This window comes from Streptomyces achromogenes subsp. achromogenes (assembly GCF_000720835.1).
GTDB classification, from domain to species: domain Bacteria; phylum Actinomycetota; class Actinomycetes; order Streptomycetales; family Streptomycetaceae; genus Streptomyces; species Streptomyces achromogenes.
In genome coordinates, this window is sequence record NZ_JODT01000034.1 from 151634 (window position 1) to 171990 (window position 20357).

Annotated in this window: 20 protein-coding genes and 1 pseudogene; 8 read left to right on the forward strand and 13 right to left on the reverse strand. The window is 73.6% G+C overall.

Features of this window, described 5'->3' with window-relative positions:
• The first annotated feature begins 27 nt into the window (after window positions 1-27).
• Window positions 28-612, forward strand: coding sequence for a TetR/AcrR family transcriptional regulator (locus tag IH25_RS0129700; RefSeq protein WP_030617426.1), 585 nt, complete (start codon window positions 28-30; stop codon window positions 610-612).
• Window positions 605-1321 carry an alpha/beta fold hydrolase gene (locus IH25_RS0129705; RefSeq protein WP_030617429.1) on the forward strand — a complete coding sequence of 239 codons (717 nt, stop codon included), beginning with the start codon at window positions 605-607 and terminating at the stop codon, window positions 1319-1321. Before IH25_RS0129700 ends, IH25_RS0129705 begins: the two co-directional genes overlap by 8 nt.
• Here IH25_RS0129705 and IH25_RS0129710 read toward each other — a convergent pair.
• The 3 genes from IH25_RS0129710 to IH25_RS0129720 form a co-directional block, all read right to left on the reverse strand.
• Window positions 1255-2064, reverse strand: a complete 810-nt coding sequence (locus IH25_RS0129710) for an isocitrate lyase/PEP mutase family protein (RefSeq protein ID WP_030617432.1) — start codon at window positions 2062-2064, stop codon at window positions 1255-1257. The two genes, IH25_RS0129705 and IH25_RS0129710, sit on opposite strands and share 67 nt — an antisense overlap.
• 72 nt (window positions 2065-2136) lie before the next feature.
• Window positions 2137-3840 (reverse strand): DUF2264 domain-containing protein, encoded by a 1704-nt coding sequence (locus IH25_RS0129715; RefSeq protein ID WP_209445392.1) that lies wholly within the window; start codon window positions 3838-3840, stop codon window positions 2137-2139.
• 74 nt (window positions 3841-3914) lie between these two features.
• Window positions 3915-4997: a rhamnogalacturonan acetylesterase gene (locus tag IH25_RS0129720; protein WP_030617437.1), complete on the reverse strand. Its 1083-nt coding sequence runs from the start codon at window positions 4995-4997 to the stop codon at window positions 3915-3917.
• 190 nt (window positions 4998-5187) lie between these two features.
• On the opposite strand from IH25_RS0129720, the gene IH25_RS0129725 reads away from it, so the two are divergent.
• A complete protein-coding gene (locus tag IH25_RS0129725; RefSeq protein ID WP_030617439.1) occupies window positions 5188-6864 on the forward strand; it encodes a rhamnogalacturonan lyase B N-terminal domain-containing protein in 1677 nt (558 codons plus the stop codon).
• 6 nt (window positions 6865-6870) lie between these two features.
• Here IH25_RS0129725 and IH25_RS0129730 read toward each other — a convergent pair whose 3' ends face one another.
• Both IH25_RS0129730 and IH25_RS0129735 read right to left on the reverse strand, forming a co-directional pair.
• Complete coding sequence (locus IH25_RS0129730; RefSeq protein ID WP_030617442.1) at window positions 6871-8283, reverse strand: RICIN domain-containing protein; 1413 nt, start codon at window positions 8281-8283, stop codon at window positions 6871-6873.
• A 1-nt stretch (window position 8284) separates the two neighbouring features.
• Entirely contained in the window at window positions 8285-9409 is a 1125-nt protein-coding gene (locus IH25_RS0129735) for a glycoside hydrolase family 43 protein (RefSeq protein ID WP_030617444.1), read from the reverse strand.
• 147 nt (window positions 9410-9556) lie between these two features.
• Between IH25_RS0129735 and mmuM the strand changes: the two genes are divergently transcribed.
• Window positions 9557-10483 (forward strand): homocysteine S-methyltransferase, encoded by a 927-nt coding sequence (gene mmuM, locus IH25_RS0129740; protein WP_030617448.1) that lies wholly within the window; start codon window positions 9557-9559, stop codon window positions 10481-10483.
• A 271-nt stretch (window positions 10484-10754) separates the two neighbouring features.
• Here mmuM and IH25_RS0129745 read toward each other — a convergent pair whose 3' ends face one another.
• Window positions 10755-12323 (reverse strand): carboxylesterase/lipase family protein, encoded by a 1569-nt coding sequence (locus IH25_RS0129745; protein WP_030617451.1) that lies wholly within the window; start codon window positions 12321-12323, stop codon window positions 10755-10757.
• 270 nt (window positions 12324-12593) lie between these two features.
• Window positions 12594-12737, reverse strand: a pseudogene (locus IH25_RS41975) (MerR family DNA-binding transcriptional regulator); the annotation flags it as partial.
• 373 nt (window positions 12738-13110) lie between these two features.
• On the opposite strand from IH25_RS41975, the gene IH25_RS0129755 reads away from it, so the two are divergent.
• Window positions 13111-14202 carry a LacI family DNA-binding transcriptional regulator gene (locus IH25_RS0129755; protein WP_051754196.1) on the forward strand — a complete coding sequence of 364 codons (1092 nt, stop codon included), beginning with the start codon at window positions 13111-13113 and terminating at the stop codon, window positions 14200-14202.
• 61 nt (window positions 14203-14263) lie between these two features.
• Complete coding sequence (locus IH25_RS0129760) at window positions 14264-14479, forward strand: hypothetical protein (protein ID WP_051754197.1); 216 nt, start codon at window positions 14264-14266, stop codon at window positions 14477-14479.
• 136 nt (window positions 14480-14615) lie between these two features.
• Here the strand turns inward: IH25_RS0129760 and IH25_RS0129765 are convergent, their stop codons facing one another.
• The 4 genes from IH25_RS0129765 to IH25_RS0129780 all read right to left on the reverse strand — a co-directional run bounded on the left by IH25_RS0129765 (window position 14616) and on the right by IH25_RS0129780 (window position 17302).
• The gene (locus IH25_RS0129765; protein WP_245172915.1) at window positions 14616-14873 is read right to left on the reverse strand and encodes a hypothetical protein; all 258 of its coding nucleotides are present in this window, start codon (window positions 14871-14873) and stop codon (window positions 14616-14618) included.
• Window positions 14870-15733, reverse strand: coding sequence for an isocitrate lyase/PEP mutase family protein (locus IH25_RS0129770; RefSeq protein ID WP_030617467.1), 864 nt, complete (start codon window positions 15731-15733; stop codon window positions 14870-14872). Before IH25_RS0129770 ends, IH25_RS0129765 begins: the two co-directional genes overlap by 4 nt.
• Window positions 15734-15889: 156 nt before the next feature.
• On the reverse strand, window positions 15890-16546 hold the full coding sequence (locus IH25_RS0129775; RefSeq protein ID WP_030617471.1) for a ThuA domain-containing protein: 657 nt from the start codon (window positions 16544-16546) through the stop codon (window positions 15890-15892).
• A gap of 144 nt (window positions 16547-16690) precedes the next feature.
• Window positions 16691-17302, reverse strand: coding sequence for a hypothetical protein (locus tag IH25_RS0129780; protein ID WP_030617473.1), 612 nt, complete (start codon window positions 17300-17302; stop codon window positions 16691-16693).
• 62 nt (window positions 17303-17364) lie between these two features.
• Between IH25_RS0129780 and IH25_RS0129785 the strand changes: the two genes are divergently transcribed.
• The gene (locus IH25_RS0129785; RefSeq protein ID WP_030617477.1) at window positions 17365-17997 is read left to right on the forward strand and encodes a VOC family protein; all 633 of its coding nucleotides are present in this window, start codon (window positions 17365-17367) and stop codon (window positions 17995-17997) included.
• Window positions 17998-18101: 104 nt separating this feature from the next.
• On the opposite strand, the gene IH25_RS0129790 is transcribed toward IH25_RS0129785, so the two are convergent.
• On the reverse strand, window positions 18102-18794 hold the full coding sequence (locus IH25_RS0129790) for a DUF4232 domain-containing protein (protein WP_030617479.1): 693 nt from the start codon (window positions 18792-18794) through the stop codon (window positions 18102-18104).
• Window positions 18795-19235: 441 nt separating this feature from the next.
• Here IH25_RS0129790 and IH25_RS0129795 point away from each other — a divergent pair, with 441 nt between their 5' ends.
• Window positions 19236-19640: a VOC family protein gene (locus tag IH25_RS0129795; protein WP_030617482.1), complete on the forward strand. Its 405-nt coding sequence runs from the start codon at window positions 19236-19238 to the stop codon at window positions 19638-19640.
• Here the strand turns inward: IH25_RS0129795 and IH25_RS0129800 are convergent.
• Entirely contained in the window at window positions 19620-20357 is a 738-nt protein-coding gene (locus tag IH25_RS0129800) for a helix-turn-helix domain-containing protein (protein ID WP_030617485.1), read from the reverse strand. The two genes, IH25_RS0129795 and IH25_RS0129800, sit on opposite strands and share 21 nt — an antisense overlap.

Genomic DNA, 20357 nt, shown 5'->3' on the forward strand with positions numbered 1-20357 from the left:
TAACCTAGGAACTCAAGGGAGGTGGCCATGGCCCGGGCGGGACTCACCGTCGAGCGGCTGGTGGAGGCGGCGGCGGAGCTGGCGGACGAGGCCGGGTTCGACCGGCTCAGCGTCTCGGCGCTGGCCCGCCGCTTCGGCGTCAAGGACGCGAGCCTGTACTCGCACGTGCGCAACCTCCAGGACCTGCGCACCCGGCTCGCGCTGTACGCGGGCGGCGAGCTGATCGACCGGATCGCGGCGGCCGTGGCCGGCCGGGCGGGCAAGGAGGCGCTGACGGCGTTCGCCGGCGCCTACCGGGACTACGCCCTGGAGCACCCCGGCCGGTACGCGGCCACCCAGATCCGGATCGACCAGGCCCTGATCGCGGACTCCCCCGCGCTGCGCCGCACCGCCGAGATCACCTACGGCATGCTGCGCGGCTACGGCCTGACGGAGCCGGACCTGACGGACGCGGTGCGCCTGCTGCGCAGCACGTTCCACGGCTACTGCGTCCTGGAGAGCGCGGGCGGCTTCGGGGCGGACCGGGACGTACGTGCCTCCTGGGACAAGGCGGTCGACGCCCTGCACCTGGCCCTCACCCACTGGCCCCGGGAGGGGAAGAGCGATGACTGACACGCCGTACCACGACATCACGGGCCGCGGCCCGGTGCTGCTGCTCCTGCCGGGCGGGGCCGGGCATCCGATGGGACTCGGGCCGCTGACCGAGCGGCTGGCCACGCGGTTCACCGTGGTCACCTACGACCCGCTGGGCCTCGCGCACGGCCGGCTCGGCCTGCCGGTCGCCGCACAGCGGGTCGCGGACTGGAGCGAGGGCGCGCGGCGGGTGCTGGACGCGGTCGCTCCGGCGGATGAGCCGGCGTATGTGTTCGGCACCAGCTCGGGCGGCATCGCGGCCCTGGACCTGCTCGCCCGCCACCCGGAGCGGACGGCGCACGTCGTCGCGCACGAGCCGCCGTGTGTGACGGTCCTGCCGGACGGGGCCGCGCGGCGGGCGGAGCTGATCGAGCAGCTGGAGGGGTCCGGACGGCTACCCGCCGAGGGCGAGTCGGCGACCCCGATGGGCGTCTTCCTCGCCCGTGTCCTGCGCCCGTTCACCGCCTACGCGCCAGCCGCCGCCCCGCCCCCGGGCCGGCTCACCCTCGCCGCCGGCGCCGACTCGCGCGGTCAGCTCCTGTACCGCACGGCCGAAGCCCTCGCCGGGCGGCTGGGCAGTGCCCTCGCCGAGTTCCCGGGCGGGCACCTCGGCACGCTGGATCACCCGGTGGACTTCGCGGACCGGCTCGCCGAGACGCTGCGGTCGAACGCCCGGACGTCGGCGTAGGAGGGGGTCGGGCCGCCCGGAACGCGTCCGGCCACGATGTCGGCCACCGCGTCCACGGCCGCGCCCAGCGCCCTGCGGTACAGCAGCGAGCCGAGGCTGACCCGGCGCACGCCGAGGTCGGCGAGGCGGGCGAGCGGGGGCCCGGCGGGCGAGTAGAGGACGTTGAGGGGGACCTCGGTGTGCCGGACGAGGGCGGCGATGCGCTCCGGGTCGGTCACGCCGGGCACGAACACCCCGTCGGCGCCCGCCGCTTGGTAGGCGTCGAGCCGGCGCAGGGTGTCCCGTTCGTCGCCGTCGCCCGACCAGTGGCTGTCGGTACGGGCGTTGACGAACATCCCCGGCACGGCCGCCTTCACCGCCGCGATCTTCGCCGCGTGCCGGGCGGCCGGACCGAGGCCGTCCTCCAGGTTGATGCCGACGGCCCCGACGGCCCACAACTCCGCGGCCAGCCGGGCCACTTCGTCCGGGTCGTCACTGAATCCGGCCTCGGCGTCCACGGAGAGCAGATACGGCTCGGAGCCGAGCGTCAGGGCGAGCTGGACGGTCTGCTCCCGGGTGGCGCCCGCACCGTCGGGCAGTCCGGCGCCCGCCGCCACCGCGAGGCTGGTGGTGCCGATCGCGGGAAAGCCCCGCGCGGCGAGGGCGGCGGCCGAGGCGTGGTCCCAGGCGTTGGGCAGTAACAGCGGCTCACCCGGGCGGTGGTGGAGGCCGGTGAAGGAGACGGGGGCGTGCTCTGTGGTCATACGACCACGCTAGGCCCCGCACGGTTCGGCGCCCGCCGAAGCGACCGCACACCTGCCCACGGGGCCGCCCGCTCACCGGGGGGCCACCGCCCACTTCCCGTCCTCGGCCGTGAACCGGAAGACGGCGGCCGGTCCGCCGGGCCAGCTCACCCGCAGCTCGCGCGCGTCCTCCCCCACCGCCACGGACACCAGCTCGCCGAGCGGCCGCGGTGCCGCCTCCCCGGTGAGCCGGGCGAGCGCCACGAGGAGCGCGGGTCCGCCGTCCGCCCCGATGGCCCCGGTCAGCTCCGCCGACAGGCCGTGGGCCGGGAGAAGTTCCACGCTCACCCCGTCCTGGTCCGGCCAGCCCGTCACCCGGACCGGCGTCCCGGGCGCCGCGCCCGCCACCAGATGGGCCCGTACCTCCACGGCTCCGCGCACCACCACCAGGCTGGTGACGGTGGTCCCGGCGCCCACGGTGTGCCGGGAGGCGATCCAGCCCTCGCCCGTGCCGAGCGGCTCGATGCCCGTACGGCTCGGATCACCGCCGACGATCACGCTGTTGTCGTACGACGGCTCGGGCGCGGTGGCGGTGGAGTAGGCGAGCCGGGTGTAGTAGGGGTCGTAGCGGACGTCCTCGCTGCCGTGGTTGTGCAGCCGGACCAGTCCGTCGGCGGCGGTGGACTGGAGCAGCCAGTTGGGGGCGGGCACCGGGTGGGCCGCGTCGGCGCGTTCGGCGGGGGCCGCCTCCTCCGGTGCCGTCCACACCTCGTGGTCGGGCGGCAGCAGCAGGCCGAGGAAGCCCTTGCTCGCCCAGTACGGCGAGGCGGGGCCGGAGTAGCTCTGCACCAGCGAGGTGTCGGGGGCGAGCCAGCCGAGCGGCAGCAGACCGCGTTCGTCGACCGCGCCGCCGTCCAGGAAGTACCGCAGGGCGCCCGAGGCCAGGCGCCGGGTCTGCCCCGGGGGCAGCGGGGTGTGTCCGGTGAGCGCGCCCAGCCAGAGCGGGGCGGTGGTGGCGAACCGGTAGGTCAGGGAGCGGCCCTGGCGCAGCGGGGCGCCGTCGCCGCCGAACAGGCGGGCGTAGTCGGCGAGATGGCGGGAGAGCCGGCGGCCGTAGCGGTCGAGCAGGTCGGTGTCGTCCGCGAGCCAGGCGTGCAGGACCGGGTACAAGTGCATGGCCCAGCCGTTGTAGTAGTCGAACTTCCGGCCGTCGCCGTCGGTGTACCAGCCGTCGCCCGCGTACCAGGTCTCGATCCGCTCCAGGCCCCGGTCGATCGCGGCGCGGGCCGCCTCCTCATGGTGCCCGGTCTCCGCGAGGAAGCCGCCGACGGTGACCGGGAACAGCTCCCAGTTGCACGGCCAGGGGGCGGCGGTGAGGGCGTCCGCCAGCCAGTCGGCGGTGCGCCGGCGCACCGGATCGGCCAGCCGGTCCCACAGCAGCGGCCGGGTCAGCCGCAGGGCGAGCGCGATCGAGGCGGCCTCCACCAGCGGCTGACCGCGGTCGGTGATCCGGGGCCAGACCCCGCCGGGTCCGGTGGCGAGGCCGTCGGCGTACCGGCCGAGGGCGGTCTCGTCGCGGCGGAACGCGGCCAGCAGCAGGGTGCGGGCGTAGCCTTCGAGGCCGTCGGAGAGGGGGCCGGAGTGGCTCACGTGGTCGCCGGGGAGGTGGTAGAGGGCGCGGTCGGGGCTCGCGTACGGCTCGACGGCGGCGAGGAGCCGGTCGGCGGCGGCCTCCCAGTGGGCGCGGGTGTAGCCGGTGTACGGGCTCGACTCGCGGTCGTCGGCGGGGAGTTCGATCACGGTGGTGGCTCATCCTTCCTCGGCGGGGGCCCGGGACGCCCCGGTTCCGGTCGGGGCGCCCCGGGGGCCTGTCACACCCGTACCCTGCCCTCGGGGACCAGGTGCCGGGCGAGCAGTTCGTCGCGGACCAGGCGCGCGAAGACGGTGGCGCCGTGCACGGAGGTGTGCGTGTTGTCGCGCTTCTCGTTGTACAGGTACAGCGCCTTGGAGGCTTCCGGGCCGAGGGACTCCACCAGCTGCTTGGTCTTCGCGGTGAGGTCGATCAGCGGGACGTCCTCGGCGGCGGCGACCGAGCGGATGACGGCCGGGTGGTCGACGCCGAGGCCGTTGACGAGCAGGGCGGTGTCGTTGTCCAGGGTGCCGTCGGCGTTGAACCAGCGGCGCACGACGGGCGTGACGAGCACCGGCTGGCCGCCCCGGTCCCGGATGCCGGCCACCAGGGTCTCCAGGTTGGCGCGGTAGGTGGCCTCGTCGGTGGTCTTGTCGTTGTGGGCGAGCTGGACGAGGACGAGGTCGCCGGGGCGGATCAGCGGCCGGACGGCGGCCCACAGCCGTGGGTCCTGGAGATAGGTGACCGTGCTCTCGCCGGAGTCGGCGTGGTTGGCGACGGACAGGCCCTCGCGCAGGTACTGCGGGAGCTGCTGGCCCCAGCCGGAGTAGGGGTCGGCGGGCTGGTCGCAGACCGTGGAGTCGCCGATCAGGAGGATCCGGCGGGCGATGGGGGTCCCCCCGCGCGAGCGGAGTCGAGCGTGGGGGACGGCGGGGGTGACCCGGATGGCGTCGAGGGCGGGCGCGGAGCCGCCGAGTGCCAGGTCCAGGCCGGGGGTTCCGTCGGGGCCGGTCGGTTCGCCCTCGGGGGTGCGGACGTCGACGGTGAAGCTCCGGGTGGCGTGCCCGCCGGCCGGGACGGTGGTCTCCGGCAGCAGGGTGCGGCGGGTCTCGCCGGTGACGCGGGTGGCGGAGGCCGTGGCGGCGCCGAGCCGGACGGTCACGTCGTAGGTGCCCGGCGGGACGTCGAAGTGGCAGGCGGTGGCGGTGCAGTGGTCGATGCCGAGGGGCCGTGCGGTGTGGGCCCGGGCGGGGGCCGCCGTCAGGGTTGTGCTGAGGGCGAGGGCGGTCAGGGTGGCGCCGCGCAGGGCGGTGAAACGTCTCACTGAGGGGCTCCTCGGCGGTCGGCAAGGTCCGGCGGCTGGACCGTACCGCTACTGACAAGCGCTTTCCAGACCTGGGCGGGAATTCGCGCGATCACTCATCCAAGTCGCGTGAAAGCCCTTTCGCGAAAACGATTCAACTGTCACCCTGCCAGTCACCCGCACACCCCGGACCTCCCCGAGGAGGCACCCCATGTCCGGATCCCCCTCCCACGCGGTCACGCGCCGCGCGTTCGTCGCCGGCACCGCGGCCGTCGCCGGCTCGGCCGCCCTCGCCGGTCCGCTCGCCGGTGCCGCCGTCGCCGCCGGCTTCGGCTGGCGCGACGACGGGACGCACTACGTCGTCGACACCGGCGCGGCCCTGGTCTTCAAGGTCTCCAAGTCGACCGGCGACCTGACCTCGCTGGTCTACAAGGGCACCGAGTACCAGGGCTACGGCGGCAAGAACTCGCACATCGAGTCCGGCCTCGGCAGTTCCACGGTGACCCTGGCCCAGTCCGGCTCCACCATCCTGATCTCCGTCACCCACGGCACGCTGCGCCACTACTACGCGGCCCGCGCCGGCGAGAACCACATCTACCTGTGGACGAACAAGGCCGACGCCTCGGTCAGCGCGACCCGCTTCATCCTGCGCGTCAGGGCGGGCCTGTTCCTGAACGACGAGCCCGACTCCTACACCTACACGACCAGCACCATCGAGGCGTCGGACGTCTTCGCCAAGCCCGACGGGCAGACCCGGTCCAAGCACTACTCCAAGGTGCGGGTCATCGACTACGACTACACCGGCTGGTCCGCCGGCGGCGTCGGCCTGTGGATCGTGCGCAGCAACCACGAGAAGGCCTCCGGCGGTCCCTTCTACCGCTCGCTGCTGCGCCACCAGAGCGCCGACGGCGGCGGGCTGTACGAGATCCTGTACTACGGGGAGAACCAGACCGAGGCCGAGCGCTACGGGCTCCAGGGGCCGTACGTCATCGCGTTCACCGACGGCGGGGCGCCCCCCTCCGCGCTGTTCCCGGGCACGCTCACCACTCCCTGGGCGGACTCGCTCGGCATCCCCGGGTATGTGCCCGCGAGCGGTCGCGGGAAGGTCGCGGGGGTCGGCATCGCGGGGCGCGACACCGCGTACCCGTACACCGTCGGGCTCGCCAACCCCTCGGCGCAGTACTGGGGTCCGGCGCGCTCGTCGGACGGTTACTTCTCGATCGGGGGCGTGCTGCCGGGTACGTACACGCTGACCGTGTACAAGGGCGAGCTGGCCGTGTACACCACGTCCGTGAGCGTCTCCGCGGGCGGCACGACCACCCTCGACACGATCACGATCCCGTCCACCAACGACCCCTCCAACGCGAGCGCGATCTGGCGGATCGGCGACTGGAACGGCACCCCCGGCGGGTTCAAGAACGCCGCCCTGATGACGTACGCCCACCCTTCCGATGTCCGGGCCGCGTCCTGGACCGGGAACGTGGTGATCGGCAGCGGCACCGAGACGTCCGCCTTCCCCTGCTACCTGTGGAAGGACGTCAACAGCGGGATCATCGTCTACTTCAAGCTGACCGCCGCGCAGGCCGCCGCCGCGCACACCCTGCGCATCGGCGTGACGACGGCCTACGCCAACGGCCGCCCGCAGATCACCGTCAACGACTGGACGTCGCCGATCCCCGCGCCGCCCGCCCAGCCGAGCACCCGGTCGCTGACCGTGGGCTCCTACCGGGGCAACAACCACACCTTCGGTTACAGCGTGCCGGCCAGTGCCTGGCTCACGGACACCAGCCGGTACAACCAGCTGAGGATCAATGTGGTGAGCGGCTCGGGAACGACGTCCTATCTCAGCGCGGGCACGTCGATCGACGCGATCGACCTGCTGGCCTAGGGCTTCTCATGTCCCGCGCGTCCACTGCTGGTTGGTCCCTCCGTTGCAGGTGTACGTGATGATCGCGGCGGAGTCGGCGGTGGACGCGCCGTTCACGTCCAGGCACTCGCCGGTGGCGCGGGAGACGACGGTCACGTAGGAGCCGCTGGTGGTGAGCGACCACTGCTGGCCGGCCGCCGAGGCGTCGCAGGTCTCCTGGGTGACCGTGGTGGCGTTCTCCTGGACGCACAGCGAGCTGTGCCGGGTCACCATCTGGTAGTAGCCGCTCCCGACGGACTTGAACCAGTACTTCTGGTTGCCGCCGCCGTTGCAGCCGTACTGCTTGAGCTGGGCGCCCGCCCACAGCGACTGGCTGGTGACGTCGGCGCACCTGCCGCTGTGCCGGGCGATCAGGGTGTGGTACGTGGCACTGGTGCCGCCGACCGTCCCGGCGGCCGTGTCGACGGTGACCTCCGGGGTCCAGGACATCGACATCGAGGTCGGGGACGGGAAGGTGAGCGGCAGCCACATGTACCGCGAGTCGTTGACGGTGCCGCCGAAGGAGTTGCCCCAGCGGTCGCCCAGGTACAGGTACGAGGTGCCCGAAGTGCCCTGCACCGGCAGCACGTACGCGGTCTGCGAACCGTAGGCCGTGGCGTCGCCGGTGTTCGTCATGGAGCTCCAGGGGCCGGCGAGGTTCGTGGCCGTGGCGTACTGCTGCTGGTTCGGGTTCCAACCGGTCGCGCCGGACGTCAGCATGAAGTAGACGCCGTTCCGCTTGAACAGGGCGGGGGCCTCGCGGTGGCCGCCCGGCCAGGGGTTGGCGACCAGGCTCGCGATACCGGTGTAGTCGGCGGTGAGCTTGTAGAGGTGCAGGTCGTAGTTCTCGTTGGCGGCCGAGGCCATGTAACCGGTTCCGTCGGTGTCGACGAAGACCGTGAGGTCGCGGGACATGTGCCGGCCGAGCGGGCGGAAGCTGCCCCGGTAGGTGTAGTCGCCGTCGACCGTGCCGGAGACGGCGACGGCGGCGCGGGCCTCGCTGTAGTCGGTGCCGTTCTCCTTGTGCATCCACATCACGAACATGCCGGTGGCCGCGTTGTACATGACCTTCGGCCGCTCGATGTTCGCGGTGGCCAGCTCGGCGGCGGACGACCGGGTCAGGACGTGGTTGCGGAACTCCCAGGTCTTCAGGTCGGTGGACCGGTAGGCGTCGACGTACAGGAAGGTGTTGTCGGCGTTGCGGTGCTCGCCGAACCAGTAGTAATAGCCGCCGACTTTGAGCACCCCGCCGCCGTGGGCGTGCACCGGGTTGCCCGAGGTGTCGGTGAACTGCGTGCCGTTGGCGATGGTCCGGGGCGCCGCCTGGGCGGGTCCGGCGGTCGCCAGGGCGGCGGCGAGGGTGCAGCACAGGGCGAGCAGGACGGCGTACGCGCGTCTCATCTCACGCCCCTTCCTTCGCGGTGTCGGCCACCGGGACACCGAAGTCCGGGGTGCCGTCCGGCTTCCAGCCGAGCTTCTGGATCCGGGTGTGCCGGTTCGGGTCGTGCAGCGGGTCGCCGGTGATCTCCTTGTACTGGCGGGCGTGGTAGACGAGGACGTCGGTACGGCCGTCCTCGGCGACGGTGAAGCAGTTGTGCCCGGGTCCGTACTGCCCCGTGGTGTCGTCACTGGTGAACACCGGGACGGGCGACTTGGTCCAGCTGCGCGCGTCCAGCAGGTCGGCGTGGGCGTCGGCGGTCAGCAGGCCCACGCAGTAGTGCCAGTCGGTGGCGCTGGCCGAGTAGGTGAGGAAGACCCGGCCGTTGCGCTTGAGGACGTACGGGCCCTCGTTGACCTTGTAGCCGACGCACTCCCAGTCGTACTCCGGTGTGGACAGGCGCACTTGCGGGCCGGTGAGGGTCCACGGGTTCGCCATCTCCGAGATCCACAGGGCCGTGTTGTTGTCCATGCCGGGCTCGTGCTGGGCCCAGACCAGATAGCGGGTGCCACGGTGCTGGAAGGTGGTGGCGTCCAGGGAGAAGGTCTCCCAGGCGGTCTTGATCTGGCCGCGCTCGACCCAGGTGCCCTTGAACGGGTCGGAGTGCGCGTTCTCCAGCACCCAGATGCGGATGGCCCACACGTCCTCGGCGGGGGCCGAGGCGAAGTAGATGTACCACTTGCCGCTGATCCGGTGCAGTTCGGGCGCCCATATGTGGGCGCCCATCGGACCGGTCGCGTGCGCCCGCCAGATCACCGACTCGGCGGCCGTGGACAGCCCGTTCAGGGTGCGGGAGCGGCGCAGGACGATGCGGTCGTACTCGGGGACGGTCGCCGTGAAGTAGTAGCGGCCGTCGGTGTGGCGGGTGATGTGCGGGTCGGCGCGCTGGAGGACGAGCGGGTTCACGTACGGGGGCGTCTCCGGGTGCTTCTCCGGGCGCTTCTCCGGGTGCGGTCGGGGGTCGGTCGCCCGCGCGGGGGCCGCCTGGGCGAGGCCGGGCGTGACGGCCAAGGCGCCGGCGGCGAGCGCGGCGCCCTTGAGCACCGTTCTGCGGCCGGGGGTGTCGGGCAGGTCGTGGTCGCGGCTCATGCGGACCGCCTCTCGATCGTTCGACATTTCGTACTGCATCTGTGATCCCGAACGCCGAAAAGGTACGGGCGGGCAACGGGAGGGTCAATGGGGCGGACACGAGGACCCCCGGACCGGTCCCGTCCCGCTTCGACTAGCGTCGTGACCATGACCAGCGACACCTCCCCCAGCCTCGCCGACGCCCTCGCCGCCGGGACGGTCGTGCTCGACGGCGGCATGTCCAACCAGCTGGAGTCGGCCGGGCACGACCTGAGCGACGAGCTGTGGTCGGCGCGGCTGCTCGCCGAGCGGCCCGAGGCGATCACCGAGGCCCACCTCGCCTACTTCCGGGCGGGCGCGAGCGTGGCGATCACGGCCAGCTACCAGGCCACCTACGAGGGCTTCGGCAAGCGGGGCATCGGCCGGGCGGAGGCGGCGCGGCTGCTCGCCCGCAGCGTGGAGCTGGCCCGTACGGCGGCCCGGCAGGCGGCGGACGCGGGCGTGCGGCGCCCGTTGTGGGTGGCGGCCTCGGTCGGACCGTACGGGGCGATGCTCGCGGACGGTTCCGAATACCGGGGCCGCTACGGACTGGGCGTGGCCGAGCTGGAACGGTTCCACCGGCCCCGGATCGAGACGCTGGCCGCCGCCGCGCCGGACGTACTGGCGCTGGAGACCGTGCCCGACACCGACGAGGCCGCCGCGCTGCTGCGGGCGGTGCGGGGACTGGGGGTGCCGGCCTGGCTGTCGTACACGGTCGACGGGCGGCGGACCCGGGCCGGCCAGCCCCTGGAGGAGGCGTTCGCGCTCGCCGCCGACGCGGAGGAGGTGATCGCGGTCGGCGTGAACTGCTGCGCGCCCGGGGACGTGGGGCCCGCCGTGGAGATCGCGGCGCGGGTCACCGGCAAGCCGGTCGTGGTCTACCCCAACAGCGGCGAGGGCTGGGACGCCGGGGCACGCGCCTGGCGGGGCGGGGCGACGTTCGGCACGGCCCAGGTCACGGCGTGGCGCGCGGCGGGGGCACGGCTGATCGGCGGGTGCTGCCGGGTGGGGCCGGAGAGCATCGGGGAGATCACCCGGGCCCTGGACGCGGCCTGAGCGCAGTCCCCCGCCGGGGGGACGCGGACGCACCGGGCGGCCCGGAGACGCACCGATCAGCGCGCGCGGACAACACGAGCGCCTCGGCGGCGCCCTCGGTTCGAACAACGCCCCCGCGCCCCGATGGCGACGCGTTGTCACATCCGTAGCATGAGTCTGGCTGATTACACGCGGTGATCCGCCCCTGATAGCTCCGGCCGCCCGGACCCTCCCACCGGGCGGCCGGCCCGTTCCGTCCCGGCCGGCCCGTTCCGTTCCCGCCGCGCGGCCGTCAGCGGCGCAGCGCGCCCACCGAGCGGCGCAGCCGGCGCATGGCGGAGGCGAGTTCGGCGCCCGGGGCGCGCGGGACGGAGTGCCGTGAGGGCTCCGGGACGGCGGACGCGGTGGCCCACAGGGCGACCTCCGCGTCCCGTGGCCCGTGGGCGACGCGCGGTCCGCCGTCGTCGAAGATCCGCACGGGGTGGGTGGCGTCCCAGGCCGCCCAGCCGGGGTCCCCGGTCGTCGCGAACCGCACCCACGCGGCGTGCATCGCGTCGCACAGCTCCTGCGGCGCGCCCTCACCGGCCAGCTTCTTCGACTCGGGCACGCCCCCGGTGTCGAAGACGAACCCCAGTTCCAGGGCGTGGCAGGCGCCGAGGCCGGGCAGCCGCGAGGGCCACGCGAACTCGTACAGGTAGCTGGCGCCGGGCCGGGCGTCGGCGAGCCGGTGCAGCGGCACCCGCAGCAGATGGTCGGTGACCAGCTGGCCTACGATCTCGGCGGTTCCGGCGTCGGGGTGCAGGAGACGATAGCCGCGAGGGATGTCGGGACCGGCGTGGCAGCGGGCCATGGCCCCGGCCAGGGCGACCGCGCCGAGCCGGTCGACGCGCTCCAGCAGCCCGCCGGGCACCAGCCACAGCCGGTACTCGTCCCGGGTCCAGCCCATGAGCAGCTCGGCGTCCCGGGCGGCGGTGCCCTCGGTCAGCGCCTTCAGCGGGTCCCCGGGCACGAGGTCGCCGTCCACCACGATGCCGAACGCGGGACCGCCCAGCACCGGGCTGCCGAGCCGGCCGACCTCGGCCTGGGCGCGCAGCAGCAGACCGCGGTCCACGGCGGCGAACGCCTCCGCGGTGGCCGGTACCCTCAGCCGGGCGGCCATCCGGCGCACCATGCGCCGTACCTTGTCGCGGTCCGAGACCTCGGGCGGTCCGCTCTGCAGCACCGCCCGCCGGATCAGGCCCTGTGTCCGGGGCGCGGCCAGCAGGGCGCCGGCGCTGATGGCGCCGGCCGACTGTCCGCACAGGGTGATCCGGTCCGGGTCGCCGCCGAAGGCCGCAATCGTCTCGTACACCCAGATCAGGGCGGCGAGCTGGTCGCGCAGGCCGGGGTTCGGAGGCGCGTCGGGGAACAGGCCGTACCCCTCCACGCCGAGCCGGTAGTTGACCGAGACGCAGACGATCCCGTCCCGCGCGAAGGTGCCGCCGTCGTAGACCGGCACGGCCGAGGAACCTCTGGTCAGCGCGCCGCCGTGCAGCCAGACCAGCACCGGGAGCCGGGCGCCGGGCCCCGGCTCGGGGGTCCACACGTTGAGGTTGAGGCAGTCGTCGCCGGGGATCTCCGGGTCGGACAGATACTGGGCGAACGCCTCGGAGTACGGCGGTTTCGGCGCGGTCGGGCCGAAGGCACCGGCGTCGCGGACCCCGTCCCAGGGCTCGGGCGGCCGGGGCGGGCGGAACCGCAGCGGGCCGAAGGGCGCAGCGGCGTACGGGATCCCCCGGAAGACCGCGACGCCCCGCTCGTACCGGCCGCGTACGGACCCGTAGGGGGTCGTGACCACGGGTCCCGCCTGGTCTGCCGCCATCGCCGCCCGCCCTTCGCCGCGCGGCCGCACCGCTCACCGGTGCGGACACCGTTCACATCAGAGCACCACACCGCCCGGACGTATTCCCGCGCACGGAACCACCGCGCGGCCGTTCGGGGGACCTCCCGCCTCCTACGCACCGGCTCCCGGCGCGGAGGCCCGCCTGGCGGTGTCCCGGCGGGCGATGGCCTCGGCCACCTCACCGATGACGGTGCGGACGAGGGCGCCGTAGGCGTCCCCCGGGAGGACGGAGACGTGCCGCCGGGCCTCGGTGAGGTAGTAGCGGCAGCCCGAGACCCGGTCCACCTCGGCGGGGGGCAGCAGCCCGGAGTCGGCGTAGAACCGCAGCGCGCTGGAGGTCAGTCCACTGCGCCGGGCGAAGACCTCGATCGGCATCAGCTCAGAGTTCGGCACGGCGTCATGGTGGGGCTTCAACCCACTCGAAGGTCAACACCGGACGACGGGTGCGGCCTGGGCGGGGCCGGGCGCCGGGCGGCATCGGACAGTCGAATGCCCTTTGGACGAGGGCCGGATGCGGGGAGGCACCGGACGGCCGATGCCGTCTGGGCGAGGGCCGCGCGCCGGGACGGACCCGCTTGCGGATACGCCCGTGCAGAGCTTCCTAAGTCGTCCTCCGCGCCCTCCCGTGAATTCCTCTGTCTTCCCGCCGTGTTGAGGCGCATCTATCGTAGGAAGCGCTTTCTGTGGGGGCGCCGGTGCACAGGCCGCACCGGCGTGTTGGTCGCAGGTTCGATGGCCCACGGGCGGGCCGGGGAGGCGGTTCGCTATGGTCCGTGCGCGGAGTGCGAACGTGGCGGCCGGGCCGACGCTGGCGGTGGTGGCCCGGGAGGCGGGCGTGTCGGTCCCCACCGCGTCCAAGGTGGTCAACGGCCGCGAGGACGTCGCGCCGGAGACCCGCCGCCGGGTGACCGAGGCGCTCGACCGGCTCGGCTATGTGCGCCGGCCGCGTTTCCCCTCGGCCGGGGCGCCCGGTCTGGTGGACCTGGTGCTGCACTCGCTGGACAGTTCCCGCTCGGGCGCGGTGCTGAGCGGGGTGGAGGCGGCGGCGTACGAGGCGGGCCTGGAGGTCGTGGTGTCGGCCGCGCCCGCCCGGGGCCGGGACGCCCGGCCGGAGCAGGGCTGGCTGGACAAGCTGACCGCGCGCGGCTCCTCGGGGGTGCTGTTCCACCTGGCGGAGCTGTCCGCCGCGCAGTACGCCTGGCTGGACCACCACCGCATCCCCTACGTGCTCATCGACCCCGCGCACGAACCGCCGGCCGGCGTGGTGTCGGTCGGGGCGGCCAACTGGCAGGGCGGGATGTGCGCGACCGGCCATCTGCTGGAGCTGGGCCACGAACGGATCGCGCTGATCGCCGGGCACCGGCGCACCATGGCCGGCGAGGCCCGGCTGGCCGGCTACCGCTCGGCGCTCGCCTCGGCGGGCGTGCCGTACCGCGCCGAGTATGTGCGGCACACGGATCCCGACGAGACCAGCGCCCGGTCGCGCACCCATGAACTGCTGGACCTGCCCGAGCCGCCGACCGCGGTCTTCGTGTGCTCGGACCGGATGGCGCTCGGGGTGTACGCGGCGCTGGCGGAGCGGGGGGTGCGGGTGCCGGAGGAGATGAGCGTGGTGGGCTTCGACGACCTGCCCGAGGCCCGCTGGGCCGCCCCCGCGCTGACCACCGTCCGCCAGCCGCTCGCGGAGATGGCGGCGACGGCGCTGCGGCTGCTGGTGCGCATCACAGACGGGGAGCGACCCGAGGGCACCCGGACCGAGCTGTCGACCCGGCTGGTACGGCGGGCGAGCACGGCCCCGCCACCGGCGGTCCGCCCCACGGCGTACGGACCCGTCACCGCGCGGCGGCCGACCGCGTGATGTCGGGGGCCGGTTGGGCCGCCGTACGGTGACCCCGCCCCGTGAGCGTCGTTGGCCGGGCATGAACCACTGCACGCGTATCGCCGCGCCCCTCGTCGTGGCCGCGGTCGCCCTGGTCGCCGCCTACGGCACGGCCCATGCCGCCCGGCACACCCTCGCCCCCGCCCAGCAGCGCGCCACCGTGGCCTCGCCCGCGGTGTCGCCCGCCGATGAGCACGACCCCAAGGAGGACGTCGAACTGGACGAGAACGGCCGCCCCGACCTCGGGGAGGACTGAGCCCGGGCGGAGTTCGTCACACGTGACGGCCGGCCACCTCCCCCGGGATGGCCGGCCGTCACTCGTGTTCCCTTGTTCCCCGGTTCCCCGGGTCGCGGTTGCCTGGGGCGCGGTTCCCCGGATCGCGCCGCGTCCCTCAGTCGTCCTCGTCCTGGTCCGGCCCGGCGAGGAGGGCCTCCACCACGTCCACGGCGCTGCCGTCGTGGTCGCTGCCGGCGGTGCCGCTGCCGTTCTGGAGGTTGGCCGTGCGATCGACTTCGAGCCAGGAGTCGGCTTCGGAGTTGTCGATCACGGTGATCAGGCTGTCGGACGCCACGGCCGGGGCGGCGCCCGCCCCGAGGAGGGCGGCGGCGACCGCCGCGGCCATCCCGAGCCCGGACACGGCACGGGTCACACGCCCACGCCCTCGGGGACGAGCCGGTCCCGGGCGATGTTGCGCTCCAGCAGGCTGGTGGAAGCCTTCACCCCGACGCCGCTCGCGGGGTCGACCTCCGGCAGCCGTCCGTCGGCCGCCTTGAGACCGGCGAGCGCGGAGTCCATCGCCTCGTGCGCGGCGAACAGGCACGGGGTGCTGTAGATGGCGACGTCCACGCCGAGGTCGGAGAGTTCACCGAGGGACAGGCGGGGCGACTTGCCGCCGGCGATCTGGTTGAACAGCAGCGGCTTGTCCCCGACGACCTTCCGGATCCGCTTGATCCACTCGACGCTGCGCACTCCGTCGACCAGCACCACGTCGGCGTCGGTGGCGGCCAGCCGCTCGGCGCGGTGCAGGATGTCGTGCTCGTCCGTGGCGTCCGTACGGGCGACGACGACCAGGTCCTTGCGGGTCTCCAGGACCTGGTGCAGCTTCTCCAAGTACTCCTCCAGGGGCAGCACCTGCTTGCCGTCGGCGTGGCCGCAGCGACGGGGCCGCTTCTGGTCCTCCAGGATCACCCCGGAGGCGCCGATGCGCTCCAGTCCTTCCACGACGTGGCAGGCGACCTCGGGGTCGACGTACCCGTCGTCGATGTCCACCAGCAGGTGGTGGTGCGGGAAGGCGCCCCGCAGCCGCTGGACGAAGGCCACCATGTCGGGCCAGGCGATGAATCCGATGTCCGGCAGCCCGTAGTACGAGGCCGCGAAGCCGAAGCCCGAGACGAACATCCCGTCGTAGTGCTTGGCCGCGATCGACGCCGAGTACATGTCGTACACGCCGATCAGCGGTGTGGTCCCGGGCCCGGCGATGCGCTCGCGCAGCTTCTTACCGTAAGACAAGGTCCGGCTCCTTCTGTGGGTGGGTGACGCGGGCAGGATGGGTCACGCGTCTCGACGCCCTTTGCCAAGACAAGAGCATCTCTAGATACACACATGACCATCCCTCTACGCGACCTTTAGTCACCCCAACGGAGGAACCGGTTCACCGGAGAAACGTTAATCTGTGGCTCCTGCCGCCCAGATGAGTCCGCCGTTCAGGTGAGCCAGGAAGTCCGGGTCGCGGTACGCGCCCGTCGCATGGCCAAAGGCTGTGTAAAACATCCGCCCGCCCGCCGGACCCCGCTCGCGGCACCAGGCCAGCGGATGGTCCGCGCCCATCCCGCCGCCGTCGTACGACCTCTCGTCCGCGCGCAGCAGCACCCGCGCCGGGCCGCCCGGGACGCGGTCGAAGTCGTACCACTCGTCGGTGAACTCCCATGCCGGCGGCAGATGCCGGGTGGCGGGGTGGTCCGCGTCGGCGACGAGGGCCCGCCCCGGCTGGCAGGCGGGATGCCGGGTGAAGCGGGCACCGAGGAGTTCGCCGTAGTACGGCCACCCGTACTCGGTGCAGGCCGCCGCGTGCACCCCGGCGAAGCCGCCGCCCGCCCGCGTATACCCCTCCAGCCGCGCGCGCCCGGCCGGGCTCAGCACCTCCCCGCTGGTGGACAGGAAGACCACGGCCGCGAACCCGTCCAGCGGGCGCTCGAGGTCCGCCGGATCCTCGGTGTGCTCCACGACGAACTCCCCGAACGCCCGCACGGCGGCGACGGCATCCGGGATCGAGTCGTGCCGGTAGTCGGCGGTACGGGTGTAGAGGAGGAGACGAGGGGGCATGGCGGGTCCTCCGTGGGGGCGGGTGCGGGAGACGACCGGTCCCGGGGCACACCAGGTGGTGGCGAGCGGGTTCGGGAGTTGTCCGGCGACGGGCGGAAGCCAGACCGGCGCGGGCGAAAACCTGGCCGGCCTGGGCTCTGCCGGTCAACTGCTCCCAGGGACGCTGTTGTCGGGGGCTCCGTCGCCGTTGGGCGGGAGGTCGCCGCGCTGGACCGGGGCCGTCGCCGTGCGGGGCGACGGCAGGAGCGGGACGAGCTCCCCGGGGGTGGGACGGTGGAGGGCGTCGGCGGCCCGGCGGAGCACGTCGGGTGCGACCTTCTCCCCGTACAGACGTACCACTTGGCCCTTGGCGGGTGCCCGGCAGACGTGGTCCCGGGGGCAGTCGGCGGCGCTGCCCCGCTCCGCGTACAGGTGCAGGATGGCGCCGTTCTTCGCCCAGTACGCGACGGAGAAGCCGTCGTCGCCGTTCACCCCGATGGACTGCTGCGCGAGCGTGAAGCCGGGTGCCTCGGTGACGTAGACGAGTTCCGGTGCGATGCCCAACGCCCGCAGGCGCTCGTCCATTTCGGCCTGCCCCGGGGCGGCGGACGCCGACTCCTGCGAGCTTCCGGCAGCCGTCTGCCCGGAAGCGGAGGCCGCCGGCCGGGAACCCGAGGCCGCCGGCTCGGGGCCGGAACGCGCCTTCTGTGTTCCGCACGCGGTGAGCAGTGCGGGAAGGACCAGGAGCAACGGCAGGGCGCGCGCGGCACGGATCATGCCGCCCATGGTGCCGCACAGGTGTACCGCGGAGCACCACCGCCCCCGTAACCTCTCGCGAGATGAACGCCATTCCCCCGCTGCTGGATCATCTCGTACTCGCCACGGCCGACTTGGGCGCTACGGTCGCGGACTTCGCGCGACGGACCGGGGTCATGCCGGTGCCCGGCGGTGCCCACCCCGGACTGGGCACCCGGAACCATCTGGTCGGGCTCGGCGGCCGGAGCTATCTGGAGATCATCGGCCCCGACCCGGAACAGCCCGAGCCCACCGGGCCACGGCCGTTCGGCGTCGACCGGTCGGCCGCACCCACCGTGTTGACCTGGGCGATCAGCCCGCCCGACCTGGACGCGGCGATCACCGGCGCCCGGGCTCGGGGTGTCGACCCGGGAACGCCACGGCAGATGAGCCGCCGCACCCCGGACGGCACCGTACTGCGCTGGCGGCTGACCGACACGGGTGCCGGAGCACTCCCGGATCCGGTGCCGTTCCTGATCGACTGGGGTGACTCCCGGCACCCGGCCGACTCGGGCCTGCCGCTCACCCCGCTGCTGGCGGTGTCGGCCTCGGTGCCCGACCCGGAGGCGGTGCGCGTCCGGCTGGCGGCGCTGGGCACCTCGCTGGAGCTCACCGAGGGACCCACCGCGATCTCCTTCGCCCTGGACACCCCGAACGGGCCGGTCGTGTTCGGCTGACCTCTGGAACACCACTCCTCCCCACTCCTCCCCCGCCCCGCGCGAACCGGGGCCCACCTGCGCAGTCATCGGATCAGGGGCCGTAGCGTGCGGGACGACGCCGGTCAGCCGCCCTGGCCGGCGCTGCCGATCGGGCCGACCTTCACCGGGGAGCCGGAGCCGTCCGTGACGGGCAGCGTGGCGGCGCCGGGCCAGCGGAGGGAGACCGACTTCGTCTCGTCCGGCGGGGTCACGACCAGCCCCGTGATGCGGACGCCGGAGCCGCCCGAGTCGTTGATCGGGTAGGTGATGCCGAAGGCCACCGACTCACCGTCCTTCAGGACGACCCGGCTTGCCGGCTCACCGGTGCGCTTCGCGGACAGCGACCCGGCGCTGGTCTTCAGGTCGACACCCGCGTAACCCGACATCACGCAGTCCCGACCGCCGCCGTTCGTGAACTCCACCGCGACGGTGCCGCCCGGGTCGCCGTCGATGGTGTTGTCCATCGCTTTGACCTCCAGCTCGTCGGTGCGGCACTTGCCGATCTTGCCGTCCTTGGTGGAGCCGGTCCCGACGGCCGTGCCCTGCCCCTGGCCCGTCTTCTTCCCGGCGGAGACCGTCGCGCCGTCCTGAGCGGAGCCGCCCGATCCCGCATCTCCCTTCGAGGCACCCGTTCCGGAACCGTCGTTCGAGGAAGCCGATGCGGGCGTGGCGGAGGAGGTGCTCCGGCTCGTGTCGTCGCCGGCGCTCTGGCAAGCGGTGAGCGAGAGGCCCGCGACGACGGCCAGGGCTGCGATGGTGATCGTGTTGACGCGCATGGTGTCATCCTTCGTATCGGTCGGAGCGCCGGCCCGTCGGTTGCGGGCGAGCCTTTCTGAGTACCAAGAGTCACCGGCCCGGTTCACCGTTTCCCTCGGCTACCCGCTGGTACGTCCCTGTTACAGGCGGAGCCCGGGTACGGCACACACCACCGCCCGGCGCACTCCGCCCGGGGCACACCACCCTTTGGGTGCTCTCTGGCGTGGTCCACCAGGAAAGACAAGGTCCGAGCGCGGTGTGCCACAGCGCACCGGTCACTCCGCCCGCACACCCGGGACGGCCATTCCCCCACCGTTCCGCGACCGTTCGCCACAGCCATCCGTTGGGACGGACTCATGACCTGGCGGGCCTTGACCGCAGCGGGCTTCGCATTAGAAGGCACCGCGCCGGTGTCCGATTCCTTCAAGACCGGCCCGTCGGCCCCTGCCTACGGTGGCCGCATGACCGTACGTATCGCCGTGATCGGCCTGGTCGGCTCCGACCTGGCCGCCTCGCTCGCCTTCTACCGCCGCCTCGGACTGGAGTTCCCCGAGGGCGCGGAGGAACAGCCGCATGTGGAGGCCGAGTTGCCCGGTGGGCTGGTACTCGCCCTGGACACCGAGGAGACCATCCGCTCCTTCCATCCCGGCCGGCGGCCGCCCACCGGACCGGGGCGGGTCTCGCTCGCCTTCCGGTGCGGCTCCCCCGCCGAGGTCGACGCCCGGTACGACGAGCTGGTGGCCGCCGGCCACCACGGGGAGCTGAAGCCGTGGGACGCCTTCTGGGGCCAGCGCTACGCCACCGTGCACGACCCCGACGGCAACCCGGTCGACCTGTTCGCGCCGCTACCCGCCCCCGGCGAGTAGCTCCCCGAGCGGCATACCCGCCAGCCGGCGCACCTCCCGCGCCAGGTGCGGCTGGTCCGCGTAGCCCGCGCGGATCGCCACCTCCGCGTACGGCGTCCCGGTGCGGGCCAGGGCCAGCGCCCGCCGCAGGCGCAGGATCCGGGCCAGGGTCTTCGGCCCGTACCCGAACGCCGTCAGGCAGCGGCGGTGCAACCCGCGTTCGTTGAGGCCGAGTTCAGCGGCCGTCGCCGACACCGGGCGGCCCTCGTCCAGGCACTCCACCAGCCGGTGCAGCAGCGGGTCCGGGGGTCCCGCCTCCGCCGCCCGCTCCAGGGCGATGTCCTCCAGCGCTCTCGCCGGGTCGGGGGCCGCCGCGACCCGGTCGCACAGCCGCCGGACCCTCCCCGCGGGCCAGAGGTCCGCCAACTCCACGCGCCGATCCCTCAGTTCGTGCGCCGGTACGCCGAGCAGCGTGGGCGCGGTGCCGGGGTGGAAGCGGATGCCCGCCCAGGAGCGGGTCGGGCCTTCCGGGGCGTAGGGGCGGGTGTCGGGGCCCGCGACCAGCAGCCGGCCCTCGCTCCACAGCAGGTCCATGCAACCGTCCGGCAGCACCGGCCGGACACCGGTTCCGGTGCCGGTGCCGGTGCCGGTGCCGGTCCCGGTCCCGTTCCCGGTGCCGGTCGGGAACTTCGTCCACACGACCGCGCCGGTCAGCCGCGACGTCCGCTCCGTGTACAC